This window comes from Streptomyces sp. NPDC014861 (genome assembly GCF_043081625.1).
Taxonomy (GTDB): domain Bacteria; phylum Actinomycetota; class Actinomycetes; order Streptomycetales; family Streptomycetaceae; genus Streptomyces.
On record NZ_JBIBWV010000003.1, the window covers coordinates 203,128 to 218,785 of the forward strand.

Here is a 15,658-nt window from a genome sequence, read left to right on the forward strand (position 1 = left end):
ACAGCCGACCACCGACACCCCCGCCCGGGCGTCCTCGGCGCCGGCGGACGAAGCCGGTCCCTCCCGGGGCAGGGCGGAGGGAACGGCTTCGGCCCTGTGCGCCGCGTGCCGCGTCGGATGCCCGACGCGGCACGCGTGCCGGTGGATCCCGCTGACCGGGGGAGCGGTCCGGTTACTTGGGCATCAGGACCGTGTCGACGATGTAGACGTTGGCGTTGGCCGTCTTGACGTTGCCGCAGACGACCTTGGAGGAGTCGTTCACGGTGAACTCCTGGCCGGAGCCCTTGGTGGTGATCATGCCCTTCTGGAGGGTCTCGAAGGAACCGCTCTCCAGCTGCTGGGGAGCGAGCTTCTCGCCGACGACGTGGTAGGTGAGGATCTTGGTCAGGGTGGCCTTGTCGGCCAGGACCTTGTCGAGGTCGGCCTTCGGGATCTTGGCGAAGGCGTCGTTCGTCGGCGCGAAGACGGTGATGTTCTCGGCGTTGTTGAGCGTGTCGACCAGACCGGCCTGCTTGACGGCGGTGACGAGCGTGGACAGGGCGGGGTTGTTGGACGCCGCCGTGGCCACCGGGTCCTTCGCCATGCCGTCGAAGGAGCCCGCGCCGTCCTTCGGCACACCGGCACACGCCGGGCCGAAGGGCTGGTCCATGGCCGTGGCGTCCTCGGTGGGAGCCTCGTCGGCCGTGCTGGAGGCGGCGGCCGAGGACGGCGCGGACGCCTTGCCCTCCTCGCCGGAGTCCGAGCAGGCGGCGAGGGAGAGGGGGAGGACGGCGGCCGCGGCCACCGCGACGGCGCCACGACGGATACGGAGAGAGTTCATGGTGGTGCTCCTTCGATGAATGATCTGGATGTGTACGACAGGGCTGGTCATGCTCCGTGGGCGCGGTCGCGCCCACGGTGGTCTAGGTGACGGTGACGAACACGCTGTGCCGGCCGCTCGCGCCGTCGGGGACGGTCCTGGTGCGTCGCTCGGTCTGGACCCGTCCCGTGCCGTCGGTGGCGCGGACGGTGAGGTTGTGTCCGCCGGGCGCGGCCTGCCAGCGGTACGACCACTGGCGCCAGGTGTCGACGGTGTCCTGTGCGGCGAGGTCGGCGTCCTGCCAGGGGCCGTCGTCCACCTGGATCTCGACGCGGGTGATGCCGCGGTGCTGCGCCCAGGCGACCCCGGCGACGGTCACGGTGCCGGCGGCGGGACGCGCGAACGGCTTCGGCGTGTCGATCCGGGACTGCGTCTTGACGGGGGCCCGGCGAGCCCACTTCCGCTTGACCCAGTAGGGGTCGTAGGCGTCGAACGTGGTGAGCTCGATGTCCTCGATCCACTTGCAGGCCGACACGTAGCCGTACAGGCCGGGGACGACCATGCGGACGGGGAAACCGTGGTCGAAGGGAAGGGGTTCGCCGTTCATGCCGACGGCGAGGATCGCGTCGCGACCGTCCATGACGTCCTCCACCGGCGAGCCGAGCGTCATCCCGTCGACGGAACGGGCCACGAGCTGGTCGGCCCGGCCGCCCGCCGACGGCGGTCTCACCCCGCACTCGGCCAGCAGGTCCGAGAGGCGGACCCCGAGCCACCGCGCATTGCCGGCGTAAGGGCCACCGACCTCGTTCGAGACGCAGGTCAGCGTGATGTCCCGCTCGATGAGGGGCCGGCCCAGAAGGTCGTCGAGCGTGTAGGTCCGGGCGCGGGGGACGCCCTTCCCGTGGATCCTCAGCCGCCAGCTCCCCGCGTCGACCTTGGGCACCACGAGCGCGGTGTCCACGCGGTAGAAGTCCTTGTTGGGGGTCGTGAACGGAGTGATGCCCGAGACCCTGAGCTGGACTCCCTTCGGCACGGGCGGAGCCGGCGAGGCCGGCGCGGGAAGCACGAGGCCCTGGCGGGAGGCGACGGCCCCCCGCGCCTGACGGCCGGTGAGGTACCTGCCGAGCAGCCCGGCCGACGTCGCGCCCACGGCTGTGACGCCCGCCGCGACGAGGAAGCCACGCCGGTTCCAACCCCCGCCGCCCCCGCCGCCCTCGGGGGCGAGGGGACGGGAAGCCTGGCCCGCCAGGACGTGAAGGACCAGCGCGCCGGCCAGCGCCCCGAGAAGCGACGGCAGGATGTCGCCGATTCCCCGGGAGTCGGGTCGACTCACGGCGGCCGTCGCCCCGACGAGCCCGAACAACAGGACACCGCATGAGCCCGTTCGCCGGTGCCGGAGGGCGACAACGCCCAGCGCGGCCGCGATCAGGGCCAGGACCACGAGGATGCCGAGCTGGAGGACCGTCTTGTCGTCCTCGCCGAACGTGCGGATCGCGAAGTCCTTCACCGCGGCCGGAGTCCGGTCGATGACGGCACCGCCGACGACCGTGACGGGCCCGGCGGCGGGCCGGACGAGACCCGCGACCAGCTCGGCGACGGCCAGCGCGGCGAACCCGGCGAGAAGCCCGGCCATGGCGCCCGGCGCGGTGCGGGAGAGGTTGCTGCGGAATCTGCTCACGTGCGGTATTCGGTGAGCTCCGCCGAACGGATTGGTCGGTCACCCGGATCGGTGACCGTCTGATGTTCTGTGCGACTCGGGTGCGAGTGGCGGCGGTTGCGCACCCGCCCGTGCGGCGGTCGCCGTCGCCACCGTCCCCGGTGGGACCGCTGAGCCCTCCTTTCTCGCGCGGGCCGAGCGGGCCGTCCGTGGCCCGGATCGGTGCGGGGAGCCCGGCGGCTCCGCGCGGGAACCGGCCCCTCGCGACGGCGGCTGCTCCACGCGGGAACCGGTCCGTCGCGGCGGCGGCCGCTCCGTGCGGGAACCGGTCCGTCGCGGCGCCGGGCACTCCGCCCTCCGCTCCGACAGGGCCTCGGTCCTGCCCGTCGGGGGCGAGGCGGCGCGCGGCAGGTTCACCCGGCCGGCGCAGGCGGGGCGAGGTCCGCTGAGCCGTGCGGGTGGCATTCCTCCCGGAACCCGGTCCGCCGCGACCGCGGTGACGAAGCCCTGACGAGTCCCGGCCTCCCGGCAGGGACCGACGAAGGAGTGACATGCGCAACCGCACCACCACCGCGGCCTCCGCGGCCGTTCTGGCCGCCCTGTGCGCGGCGCCGGCACTGGCCGCGGCTTCCGGCCCCGTTCCTCAGGTCCAGCCCGCTCGCGACCACAAGGCCCTGCACGCGATCGGCCTCACCGGGGACCAGCGCCTGGTCGAGTTCGACGTGCGCAGCCCGTCCAGGGCCTGGTCCCTGGGCAGGGTCTCGGGCCTGTCCGGTGACACCCGGCTCGTCGGGATCGACTTCCGGGTGCAGAACGAGAAGCTGTACGGCGTCGGCGACAAGGGCGGCGTCTACACCCTGAACACCGGTGACGCCAAGGCCAGGAAGGTCTCCCAGCTGACCGTCGCCCTGGCGGGCAGCACGTTCGGCGTGGACTTCAACCCCGCCGCCAACCGCCTCCGGGTCATCTCGAACACGGGCCAGAACCTGCGGCACAACATCGACGACCCGGCCGCCCCGCGCACGACCACCGTCGACGGCACCCTGACCAACCCGACGACGCCCCCGTCGACCGCCACGGGGGTCACCGGCGCCGCGTACACCAACAACGACCTGAACACCGCGACCGCGACCACCCTGTTCGACCTCGACACGATGGCCGACCGGGTCTCCCTGCAGTCCCCGGCCAACGCCGGCACTCTCGCCCCCACCGGCAACCTGGGCGTGGACGCCGCCCTCGACGCCGGTTTCGACATCCACCACGACCCGGCCGCCGGTACGAACCACGGTTTCGCGACCCTCCGGAGCGGTGCCTCTTACCGTCTCTACGCGGTCGACGTACTGACCGGCAAGGCCACCGGCCTGGGCGCCTTCCCGAGCAGGCTCCAGGTCACCGACCTGGCCCTGCCCATCGACCAGAGGTAGCGACACCCCGGTCATGCCGGTGGCCCCGGGTCCTTCGGGGAAGGCCCCGGGGCCACCGCCACCTCCGGTCGGCGGTGGCCGCCCCGGCATCAAGAACTCGTCAAGATTGCCGGAGTAAGGCAATGCGACCCTCGCCGTCGGCCCATCAGAATGGCCGAGGCGGCGATGGGGCGCTGCCAAGAATGCCGGAATCCGGAAGCCTCCCGGCCGTGCCGGCACTCTCCTGGCTGTTCGTCAGGTGCCTGTTCGGGCCGCGGCGCCGGGCGTTGCCCTCCGATCCGCGCCGGGGCGCGGTCGGTGGCGCTCCGTCAGGCCCGGATCCCGCGCGCACCGCCGTCCGAGCGGCGGGGTCTCCACTCTTCGATCGACACGGGGTTTCTCATGGATGCCATCACCTCGGGCATCGGCGTGCTCGTCGCCGTTGTCCTGCTCGCCGCCGTCGCGGCGCTGTTCATGGTCGGCAGACTGTTCCGCAAGGTGGAGCAGGGCAAGGCGCTGATCGTCTCCAAGATGCGGAAGGTCGACGTCACCTTCACCGGGCAGGTGGTCCTGCCCGTGCTGCACAAGGCCGAGGTCATGGACATCTCGGTGAAGACCATCGAGATCTCGCGGACCGGCCGTGACGGTCTGATCTGCCAGGACAACATCCGCGCGGACATCCGGATCTCGTTCTTCGTCCGCGTCAACAAGACCGTCGAGGACGTCATCAAGGTCGCCCAGGCCATCGGTACGGCCCGGGCGAGCGACCAGGCCACGCTCCAGGAGCTGTTCAACGCCAAGTTCTCCGAGGCGCTCAAGTCGGTCGGCAAGCAGATGGACTTCACCGACCTCTACACCAAGCGCGAGGAACTCCGCTTCCGGATCATCGAGTTGATCGGCATCGACCTCAACGGCTACAGCCTGGAGGACGCGGCGATCGACTACCTGGAGCAGACCCCGCTCACCCAGCTCGACGTCGGCAACATCCTCGACGCCCAGGGCATCCGCAAGATCACCGAACTGACCGCCGTCGAGAACGTGCGCACCAACGAACTGCGGCAGCACGAGCAGAAGGAGATCACCCGCCAGAACGTCGACGCCCGCGAGGCCATCCTGGAGCTGGAACGCCGTCAGGCGGACGCCGAGATCAAGCAGAAGCGCGAGATCGAGACGGTCCGGGCCCGCGAGGAGGCGGAGACGGCGAAGGTCGTGGAGGAGGAGCGGCTGCGGGCGCAGAGCGCGTTCCTGCGGACCGAGGAGCAGCTCGGTGTCCAGCGCGAGAACCAGGCGCGCGAGGTCGTCGTCGCGCAGAAGAACCGCGAGCGGGTCATCGCCGTCGAGAACGAGCGGATCGAGAAGGACCGCCTCCTGGAGGTCATCGCCCGCGACCGTGAGACCGAGCTGACCCGGATCGCGGCCGAGAAGGAGGTCGAGGCCCAGCGCCGGGACATCGCCGAGGTGATCCGGGAGCGGGTCGCCGTCGACCGGACCGTGGCCGAGCAGGAGGAGTCCATCAAGCGGCTGCGGACCGTGGAGGAGGCCGAGCGGGAGCGGCAGGCGCTGGTCATCGCCGCGGAGGCCGAGGCCCAGGAGAAGCTCGTCAAGGACATCAAGGCCGCCGAGGCCGCCGAGCAGGCCGCGATCCACCGGGCGGCCGAGGAGCTGACGCTGGCCGAGGCCCGCCACAAGGCCGCCGACATGGACGCCCGCGCGAAGATCCGGCTGGCCGAGGGGGTCCAGGCCGAGGCCGCCGCCGAGGGACTCGCAGCCGTCCAGGTCCGCGAGAAGGAGGCGGACGTCATCGAGAAGGCCGGCCGAGCCGAGGCCGACGCCACCGAGGCCCGGCTGCGGGCCGAGGCGGAGGGACTGCGGGCCAAGGCGCTCGCCGAGGCCACCGCCATCGGGGAGAAGCTCAAGGCGGAGGCCGAGGGCCTCAACCAGAAGGCCATCGCCGTCGCCGCGTTCGACGAAGCGTCGCGCACCCACGAGGAGTACCGCCTCCGCCTGGAGGCGGAGAAGGACATCCGGCTCGCCGGCCTCGACGTGCAGCGGCAGGTGGCCGAGGCCCAGGCCACCGTCCTGGCCACCGGGCTGGAGAACGCGGACATCAACATCGTCGGAGGCGAGTCCGTCTTCCTCGACCGGCTCGTGCAGTCCATCGCACTCGGCAGGTCCGTCGACGGATTCGTCGACCACTCCGCGACGGCACAGGCGCTCGCCGGCCCGTGGCTGAACGGGGAGGGCTCCTTCACGGAGGACCTGACCAAGGTGCTCGGATCGCTGTCCAGCACCGACGTGCAGAACCTCAGCGTCTCCGCGCTCCTCGCCAAGGTCATGAAGTCCGGTCTGCTGGACGCGACCGTACCGGCCACCGCGCCGACGGAGACCGCCGCGCTGAACGGCGCGGCCACGAACTGACCGCCCACGGGGGTGTGGTCAGAGCGGGCCCGGTGCCGGCGAACGGGGGAGTCACCGGCACCGGACCCGTCCCTCACCACGGTACAAGGAGCGCACGAGGATGAGCAGCGGAATCGACCAGGACACGTACAGGGTGCTGCGCGACCGCCTCACCGCCCGGTCCGGCGAACTCGCCCGCCGCGCCGAGGCCCTGAACGAGGCGCGGATCGCGGAGTTCGGATCGGGACACCTGACCCTCACGGGTACGGCCCGCCTCCGGACCGAGCGCGCCGGTCTGCCCAGGGACGTCGCCACCGTGGGCGACGGCCTGCTGCTTCTCGGCCGCCACACGCCGACCGCGGGCGGCGCCGAGCCGTCGGTGGCCGACGTCTTCACCCTGTACGACCGGGACCTCGCCCCGCTGCCCGAGGACGCCGTGCCCGGCCTCCTCGACGATCCCGGCTTCCGGCGCGAGTTCACGGCGCTGCACCGCTACTTCCGCGGTGCCCGCCTGCTGCGCCTGCGGCGGGTCGAGGACCGCCTGCTCGCCGTCTTCCGGACGGGCGAGAAGCCGGGCGACCTTCGCGTGTTGCGCTGGACGACCGGCTCCTCGGACGGGACGCGGTTCCTGGACGCCCAGGGCGAGCGGGACCACTTCATGCCCCCGTCCCAGGAGCTCGACTGGGTGGAGACGACGCGGGACGACCACGTGGCGGGCCGTTTCCCCCACATCGCGATCGACGGCCGGATCTTCGTCTCCACGGTCGGCGGAGCGCTGACGCTGAAGACGGAGGACGACACCGAGACCTCCGAAGGCGTCCACTCCGAGCCGGTGGACGAACCGCTCCAGTCGCTGGCCGACGCCGAGGTCGCGTACGCCACTGTCGGCCCCCTGACCGTCGTGCGCGTGCGCCCCTACAAGGAGCGGACCCGCAGGCATCTCGTGCTCAACGCCCTGACCGGGGCGGTGGTCCGTCTCGACGGCCTGGGACAGGCGTGCCTGAGGCTGCCCGACGACGCCGGCCTGGTGTTCCCCGGCGGATACTGCCTGGCCTCCGGCACGGTCAGGACGTTCGAGGGCGAGACCGCGGGCCTCGCCTTCGACCGCGCGATCCGCTCGCCCAACGGAGAGGACATCCTCTACGTCTTCCAGGACGAGTCCCAGGGCCGAACCCTGCTCCTTCCGTACAACCTCGTCCGCAAGGAGATCACCAACCCCCTCTCCGGTCACGGACACGCGCTGCTCGACGACGGGACGATGCTGCTCCTGCGGGACGGCGGCGGAGAACCCGCACGGGTCCACCCGGTGCAGCTCTGGCGGACGCCGTACGTCGCCGACACCCACGCGGCACCGGTCGAAGGCGGCCCGCTGAGCCGCTTCGGCAACGCCGACCTCGTCCGGGGGATCTCCGACTGCCTGTCGATCGCCCGGCAGGTCACCGAGCTCACGCCGGCCGGCGAAGTGTACGAGGCGCTGCGCGCCGCCTGCGTACGCGCCGGAGACACCCACCACTGGCTCGGCGAACCCGAGACCGGAGACCTGCGCGCCCCGCTGGACGAACTCCTCAGCACGCTCACGCAGGTGCTCGACGAGTTCGAGACCGTGTCGACCCTGCGCCGACAGGCCGCGGAAGCCCTCGCCGAGTCCACCGAGGACATGGCCAGGCTGGTCCGGCGCATCCAGGGCGAGACCCCCGCGACGGCCGAGGAGTGGATCTCCCGGATCACCGGACTGCGCCAGGCTCAAGGCCGCCTGACGACCCTCAAGGAACTGCGGTACGCCGACACGGACGCCATCGACGCCCTGGCCGCCGATGTCGGGTCCGACATCGCCTCCGCGGCCCGCCGGGCCGTCGCCTTCCTCGGCCGCGAGGACGCCTTCACCCCTCACCACGCCGAGGCCGAGAGCCTGGCCGCGCGGGCCGCGGAGCTCGCCACCGCGGCGGAGTCGGGCCCAGTGGCCGACCGGATCGACGAGCAGACCCTGGCCCTGCGGACCCTCAGCGAGATCATCACCGGCCTCGACATGGCCGACGCCACCGTCCGCACCGCGATACTCACCCGGATCGCCGATGTCCTCGGTGCGCTCAACCGCGCCCGCTCCGTCCTCACCGTCCGGCGGACCGCGCTGCTCGAACGGGAGGGCGCGGCGGAGTTCGCGGCCGAACTCGCCCTGCTCGGCCAGGCCGTCACCGGCGCGCTCGCCGCGGCCCCCACACCGGAGGCGTGCGACGACCAGCTGGGCCGCCTGACGGTCCAGCTGGAGAACCTCGAAGCCCGCTTCGGGCAGTCGGAGCGCTTCCTGGAAGCCCTCGCGGAGAAGCGAGGCGAGATCCGGGACGCCTTCACCGCGCGCGGGCAGTCCCTCCAGGACGCTCGTGCCCGGCGGGCGGAACGCCTCACCGAGTCCGCCGCCCGCGCGCTGGACACGATCGGCCGCCGCGCGTCGGACCTGGCCGACCTCGACGCGATCCACACGTACTTCGCGTCGGACCCGATGGTGGCCAAGGTCCGCCGCACGGCGACGGAGCTGCGGGACCTCGGTGACCGGACCCGGGCGGAGGGACTGGAGAGCCGCCTCGCCACGGCCCGTCAGGAGGCGGGCCGCGCACTGCGGGACCGTACGGAACTCTTCTCCGACGCCGGCGACACGATCCGCCTCGGCCGGCACCGCTTCGCCGTCAACCGCCGGACCCCCGAACTCACCCTCGTCCCGGACGGAGACGCCCTCGTCCTCGCCCTCACCGGCACCGACTACCGCGCACCCGTCTCCGACCAGGCCCTCGCCGGCGCCCACCGCTTCAGGGACCGGCCCCTGCCCTCCGAGTCACCGGACGTCTACCGGTCCGAGCACCTGGCCGCCCGCCTCCTCACCGAGCACGGAGCCGACCGACTCGCCGGGGAGGACCTCCACGCGCTCGCGCGGCGGACGGCGGAGAGCGCGTACGACGAGGGGTACGAACTCGGTGTCCACGACCACGACGCGGCGGTCATCCTGCGAGAGGTCCTCGGACTCCACGGCACCGCCGGCACACTCAGGCACTCCGGCCGGGCACGCGCGGCCGCCCAGCTCCACTGGGGCCTCACCCTCACCGCCGCCGACCGCGCCCGATGGACCGAGCGGGCGATCTCCCTGACGCACGCCCGCGACCTCTTCTGCGCGCCCTCCGCGCTCGACGGACTGCGCGGCACGCTCGCGCGGGAGACCGGGGATCCGGCCGCTGCGGCGTACCTCGTGGAGGAGCTCGCCACCGAACCCGCGGGCTTCGCCCTGTCCGCCCCGGCCCGCACCCTCCTGGAGAAGTTCCGCCGCGCCGTCGGCACCTCCCGGTACGACGACTCCCTCACCGCGCTCACGGCCCCGGACGTACGCCGACAGCACGTCGAGGCATGGCTCGGCGCCTACCTGGCGTCGTCCGGCGAGCCCCACGACGAGGACGTTCTCGCCGAGGCGGTCGCCGTCGAACTCTGCCCCGGTCTCGAACGGTACGACGTCGAGGGCCCGACCACGGCGCGCGCGACGGGCCTCCTGGGCGCCCACCCCCGGATCAGGGACCGCGCCCTGGCACTCCGGCTCGACGACTTCCTGGCCCGCACCGAGGCGTTCGCCCGCGAGGACGTACCCGCCCACCGCGACCACCGGCAGCGACGTACGGCCCTCGTCGCACAGGAGCACGCCCGGCTCCGCCTGGACGAGTACCGTCCCCGGACGACGGCGTCCTTCGTCCGCAACCGGCTCGTCGACGAGGTCTACCTCCCCCTGGTCGGAGACAACCTCGCCAAGCAGCTCGGCGCGGCCGGCGAGGCCGAGCGGGGCGACTCCCAGGGCCTGCTGCTGCTCCTGTCCCCGCCTGGCTACGGCAAGACCACACTGATCGAGTACGTCGCCGACCGCCTCGGCCTGCTCCTCGTCAAGATCGACGGACCGGCCCTCGGGCAGCGCACGGTCTCGCTCGACCCCCACGAGGCGCCCGACGCCACCGCCCGCCGCGAACTGGAGAAGGTCGCCTTCGCGCTCGCGGCGGGCGACAACGTGCTGCTGTACCTCGACGACATCCAGCACTGCTCGCCGGAGTTCCTCCAGAGGTTCATCCCGCTGTGCGACGCCACCCGGACCCTGAACGGCCGCGACCTGCGCGGCAAGCGCTTCGCCGTCTGCATGGTCGGCAACCCCTACACGGCGTCCGGGCACGCCTTCCGGGTCCCCGACATGCTCGCCAACCGCGCCGACGTGTGGAACCTCGGAGACGTCCTCACCGGCAAGGAGGACGTCTTCGCCCTCAGCTTCGTCGAGAACGCCCTCACCTCCCACCCCCTCCTCGCCCCCCTCGCCGGTCGCGATCCCGCCGACGTGGACCTCTTCGTCCGCCTCGCGGCAGGGGATCCGACCGCCCGCCGCGACCGGCTCACCCACCCCTACGCCCCGGCCGAGTCCGACCGGATCCTGGCCGTCCTGCGTCATCTCCTCACGGCCCGCGAGACCGTCCTGGCCGTCAACGCCGAGTACATCGCCTCCGCCGCCCGCTCCGACGCGACCCGCGCCGAACCGCCCTTCCGTCTCCAGGGCTCCTACCGCACCATGAACAAGATCACTGCCCGTCTCTCGCCCGCCATGAACGACGCCGAACTCGCCGCCGTCATCGACGACCACTACACCGCCGAGGCCCAGACCCTCACCACCGACGCCGAGGCCAACCTCCTCAGGTTCGCCGCTCTTCGCGGGACCCTCACCCCCCGGCAGGCCGACCGATGGGCCGAGATCCTCACGGCCCACGCCCGCACCCAGGCGCTGGGCGGCGCCTCCGACGACCCCCTGTCCCGGGCGGTCGCCGCCCTCGGCACCCTCGCCGACAGGATCGCCGCGATCGAGACCGCGATCACCCGGGCGTCCGACCCCCGCCGGTTCCTCGCCGCCCCCGCCGACCCGCCCGGCGCACCGGTCCCCGGAGCCGAAACCCCGCCGCCCGGCCGGAGCTGACCATCAGAGGGGGCGCGGACGGCGGCGCGTCACCCGGCTCCGCCCGGAGCGACGGCGGCGGGGGATGCGCGTCGCGAACCGCTGACCGTCCGTCCTTGTCGTGGGAGGGTGCTTCGCGTTGGATGGGGACAGCGCTGTCGGGCAGGAGGAGCAAGCCGTGGGACGCCGAAGCAAGTGGGCACTGTGGGGAGGCGTCGCCGTGGTCGCGGCGGCCGCGGTCCTGATGTGGTTCAAGCCGTGGGCACTGTGGGTGGACGAGACGGTGGACGAAGCCCTTCCCACGAGCGCGCCGACGACGCTTCCCAGCGAATCCGCCGGTGGTGAGCCGCCTTCGCCCGCCCCGGCGCCCGCCGGTCCGACGACCGTGGCGCAAGGTGAGTTCATCAGCCACGAGCACGAGACCGCCGGCACGGCGAAGGTGGTCCGTCTCGCGGACGGCACCCACACCCTGCGGATCGAGGGACTCGACACCAGCAACGGGCCCGACCTCCGGATCCTCCTGAGTGACGCCGCGGTGGTGGAGGGCACGGCGGGCTGGCACGTCTTCGACGACGGCCGGCACGTCACGCTGGCCAAGCTCAAGGGGAACAGGGGAAATCAGAACTACGCCCTGCCCGCCGATGTCGACTGGTCGGACTACAGCAGCGTCAGCGTCTGGTGCGACCGCTTCGACGTCTCCTTCGGAGCCGCGTCCCTGGCGCGTCTGTGACGGGGGCCTCCCGCGGTGCCCTCCGCAGGCCGTGCCGCCCCCCTGCGTCGATGGGGAGGTCCGTGACGAGCACGGCACGGCCCTCCCGACCGGGCGGGTCGGCGAGATCCGCGGGCGCGCCGAGGGCGTGACGGAGGGCTGCTGGAAGAACCCCGGAGGGCCGCAGCCCAGCCAGGTCGAGCGGTCCTCCTGAACTGCGGAGGTCGGCGGCGAGGCGTTCCGGGAGTTCGAACGTGGCGGAGGACGGCTGCTCACGTCCGGGCAGCCGTCCGGAGTCGCGCTCGAGCGAGGCCCGTCCCCGCCGACCGCCGTCGCCCGCCCGCCGCCCGGGGAGTTCCGCTCCGGGGGAGCCGGGCCGGTCAGCCCTGTGAGGCCTCGCCGAGCAGGTCGCGTGCCCACGCCGCCCGTCGTGTTCCGGCCGGATACGGCAGGGCCTCGGCCGATGCCTCGGCCCGGGCCAGCTCCTCGGTGCCCTCCGGGGCCCTGCCGAGCCGGTGCAGGGCCCTCCCCCAGGCGATCCGCGCCTCGACCTCTGCGAGCCGTTCGCCCGTGCGCTCGGCGCGCGCCGCCTCGGCCCGCGCCAGTCGCATCGCGATGTCGGGGCGTCCCGACAGGAGTTCCGCCCAGGCCACCAGGACCGGGGCGTCGTCGGCGTGGCCGTCCAGAGCCCGCAGCGCCTCCTCCGGGCGGCGCGCGTACAGCGCCAGTTCGGCTTGTGCCGTGCGCGCCTCGTGTCCCGCCTGCCGGTCCCCGAGCGCGGTGGCGACCACCTCTGCGTGGTGTGCCACCGCCGCCGCTTTCGCCGCCTCGCCCAGGAACGCCCACACGCGTGCCATCGTCGCCAGCGCGTGTGGAAGGCACCAGGCGTCGTACGCCTCGGCGCCCGACACGGCCTGCTCGGCCAGGGCCCGGGCCGGCTCGGGTTCTTCGAGCAGGAGACGGAGCTCCGCGAGGTTCGCCCGCTCGAAGGCGGCGGCGACCGGATCGCCGGACTGTTCGGCCAGGGCGAGTGCCCGGCCTCCGATCTCCACGGCCTCGCGCAGGCGGCCGGAGCGCCGCGCGTTCTCGCGCAGTGTCGACAGGACCGATCCGAGCAGAGTGGGATCCCCGTACGCCTCGGCCGGTGCCAGGGCCTGGTCGCCGGCCTCGCGTGCCTGGTCCAGGCGTCCGGCGAGGCCGAGACTGGCGGCCTGCAGGGCGAAGGCTCGGGCCGTCAGCCCCTGTCCCCGTGTTCCCGGGACCTTCCGCGCGGCCGTCAGGGCCTGCCGGGCGGCCTCCGCTCCGGCCGCGTACCGCCCCTGGGTGCAGCGGACGACGGCCAGGGCGAGGCAGTGGCCGGCCGCCGGTTCCGGTGCGGTGTCGGTGGTCACCGGGTGCTCGCGCAGCGTCCGGTCGGCGGCGCCGGGGGCCCGGGTCTTGGCGAGGGCCTCGGCCAGCAGGGCCGCGGCGAGGACCGTGTCGTCGGGGTCGCCGCGCCGCTCGAACTCGGCCAGGGCGAGCCTGAGGGCATCGGCGGCCTCCTCGAAGTGGCCCATCCTGCGCAGGACGTGGCTGTGCGCGAGGCGTGCGCGGGCGGCGTCGACGTCGAGGCGGGCGACGAGGTCGCGGTAGTAGCGGTCGGCGGTGTCGTTCGCGTACAGCGCGGCGGCACGTTCGGCGGCGCGGCGCAGGTACCCGGCCGCGCGTGGGTCGTCCGCGCGCGCGAAGTGCGAGGCGAGGGCGTCGACGGCGTCCGGCCGCCGGCGCAGGACCGCCTGGGCGAAGGCGGTGTGCAACCGTCGGCGGCGGACCGCGGAGAGCTGCTCGTAGCAGGTGAGGCGGACGAGGGGATGACGGAAGGCCACCCCCGCCTCGGGGCGTCCGGCCATGACCACCTGCCGTTCCTCGACGAGCGAGGCGGCGATGGCGCGCTCCACGGCGTCGGTGGCGGCGGCGCCGGACACCGGGGGGTGCAGGGCGTGTGCGGCGACGTCGAGCAGCTCGGTCAGCGCGGCCTCCCCGCCGGCGACGGAGAGCGCCTGGACGACCCGTCGCGTGTCCGCGTCGAGCCGGAGGAGCCGGTCGGCGACCAGTTCCCGCACGCTGTCGGGGGCAACGTTGTCAAAGGATCCGTCGTAGGGCAGGCCGCGGGCGAGTTCGAGGGCGAACAGCGGGTTGCCGAGGGAGAGTTCCCACACCCGGTGGGCCCGGTCGTCGCCGGTGACGTCGGCGGTCGCGTCGCGCACCATCGCCAGGCACGCCTCCTTGCCGAGCCGCCCCAGCTCCTCACGCGCGCAGAGCCGTTGGCGCGTGAGCGAGGCCATGACCGAGCGGCGCGCGTCGCCCTCGGGAAGTTCCTCCTCCCGGTACGTCACCAGGAACCGCAGCGGTGTGCCGCGTTCCGCCGCCCGCCGGGCGAGATGGCCGAGGAGTTGGTACGAACCGGTGTCGGCGGCGTGCAGGTCGTCGAGGACGACCAGCACCGGGCGGAGCGCGGCCAGGTCGCCGAGCAGGGCGGTGCTCGCCCGGAACAGCCGGTCCCGCTCCTCCTCCGGGCTCCGCTCGTCCGCCGCCCGAAGACGCCCGAGCGACGGCAGGAACGCCGCCAGCTCGGGATACTCGGCGCCGACCCGGGCGCGCTCCGCGGCGTCCCGTTCGGCCAGCCAGCCGTCCAGGGCCTCGGCGAACGCCCCGTACGGCGTGTGCCCCTCCGCTTCGTGTCCACCGCCCCACAGCACGGCCGTGCCGGACCGCGCGGCCCGCCGCGCGGTCTCGCGGGCCAGCCTGGTCTTGCCGACGCCGGCCTCGCCGGTGAGCACGGTCACCGGTGACCCGGCGGCCGAGAGCAGCCGCGCCAGCACTTCGTCGCGGCCCCGCAGCGGTGCCGCGGAGGGGGCCCGCAGGGGCGCCGGCAGGGACGGCGCGGGCAGGGTGGGTGCGGGGGCGTCGGTGAGTGCCAGCCGGTGCAGCCGTTCCGTCTCGGGCCTCGGCCGCACTCCCAGTTCCGTGTCGAGCGCCTCGCGGCACAGGTGGTACTGGCGCACCGCGAGCCTGCGCAGCCCCCGACGCAGGTACGTCTCCATCAGGATCCGGTGGGCGGCCTCCTCGGCCGGGTTCGCCGCGAGCACCCGTTCGGCGGTGGCGGCCGCTTCCTGATGTCCGTCCGCCGCGAGCTGGGCCGTCGCGAGCGCGAGCAGCACCCGTTCCCCGAGCCCCGCGAGCCGGTCGCGGCGGGTCGCCGCCCACGTGGCGTAGCGGTCCTCGGGCAGCAGCTCACCGGCGAAGTTCCGTACCGCGTCGGCCAGCGCGGCGATGTCCCCGGCGGCGAGGGCGGCGAGGGCCGTGTCCTCCGCGTGATCGGTGTCGATCCACACGGTCCGCGGATCGAGCAGCAGCAGTGAGCCGTCGGAGACCAGGTACGACGAGGCGGTGCGGGGGGCCAGCTCCGGTTCCAGTGCGTGGCGTGCGGCGTGCAGGGCGACGCGCAGACTGCGCAGCCCGGCTCGCGGATCGGCGTCGGGCCAGCAGATGTCCACGGCCTGGTCGCGGTGCAGGCGGTGTCCGGGCGTGACGGCGAGCAGCTTGACCAGGGTGCGGGCGCCGGGCCGTGGCCAGCGTTCGGTGAGGGCGGGGCCGTGGTCACGTGTGGCGCGAAAACCGCCGAAAAGGTGCAGCCGGAGCAGTGGAGCGGCGGATTCCGGCCGGTTGGTCTGTCGCTCGCTCATGTGGGCGCCAC

Annotated in this window: 7 protein-coding genes; 4 read left to right on the forward strand and 3 right to left on the reverse strand. The window is 73.4% G+C overall.

Annotated features, from left to right (window positions below; all coding sequences use genetic code 11):
- Positions 1-172: 172 nt before the first annotated feature.
- Both ACF1BN_RS07665 and ACF1BN_RS07670 read right to left on the reverse strand, forming a co-directional pair.
- Positions 173-820: a fasciclin domain-containing protein gene (locus ACF1BN_RS07665; RefSeq protein WP_392330666.1), complete on the reverse strand. Its 648-nt coding sequence runs from the start codon at positions 818-820 to the stop codon at positions 173-175.
- An 82-nt stretch (positions 821-902) separates the two neighbouring features.
- On the reverse strand, positions 903-2,432 hold the full coding sequence (locus tag ACF1BN_RS07670; RefSeq protein WP_392331007.1) for a molybdopterin-dependent oxidoreductase: 1,530 nt from the start codon (positions 2,430-2,432) through the stop codon (positions 903-905).
- 575 nt (positions 2,433-3,007) lie between these two features.
- Between ACF1BN_RS07670 and ACF1BN_RS07675 the strand changes: the two genes are divergently transcribed.
- The 4 genes from ACF1BN_RS07675 (at position 3,008) to ACF1BN_RS07690 (ending at position 11,943) form a co-directional block, all read left to right on the forward strand.
- Entirely contained in the window at positions 3,008-3,880 is an 873-nt protein-coding gene (locus ACF1BN_RS07675) for a DUF4394 domain-containing protein (protein ID WP_392330667.1), read from the forward strand.
- 381 nt (positions 3,881-4,261) lie between these two features.
- The gene (locus ACF1BN_RS07680; protein WP_392330668.1) at positions 4,262-6,277 is read left to right on the forward strand and encodes a flotillin family protein; all 2,016 of its coding nucleotides are present in this window, start codon (positions 4,262-4,264) and stop codon (positions 6,275-6,277) included.
- Between the two features lie 100 nt (positions 6,278-6,377).
- Positions 6,378-11,234 carry a DNA repair ATPase gene (locus tag ACF1BN_RS07685; RefSeq protein ID WP_392330669.1) on the forward strand — a complete coding sequence of 1,619 codons (4,857 nt, stop codon included), beginning with the start codon at positions 6,378-6,380 and terminating at the stop codon, positions 11,232-11,234.
- Between the two features lie 157 nt (positions 11,235-11,391).
- Positions 11,392-11,943 (forward strand): DM13 domain-containing protein, encoded by a 552-nt coding sequence (locus ACF1BN_RS07690; protein ID WP_392330670.1) that lies wholly within the window; start codon positions 11,392-11,394, stop codon positions 11,941-11,943.
- Positions 11,944-12,302: 359 nt separating this feature from the next.
- On the opposite strand, the gene ACF1BN_RS07695 is transcribed toward ACF1BN_RS07690, so the two are convergent.
- The gene (locus tag ACF1BN_RS07695) at positions 12,303-15,647 is read right to left on the reverse strand and encodes an ATP-binding protein (protein ID WP_392330671.1); all 3,345 of its coding nucleotides are present in this window, start codon (positions 15,645-15,647) and stop codon (positions 12,303-12,305) included.
- Positions 15,648-15,658 lie beyond the last annotated feature (11 nt).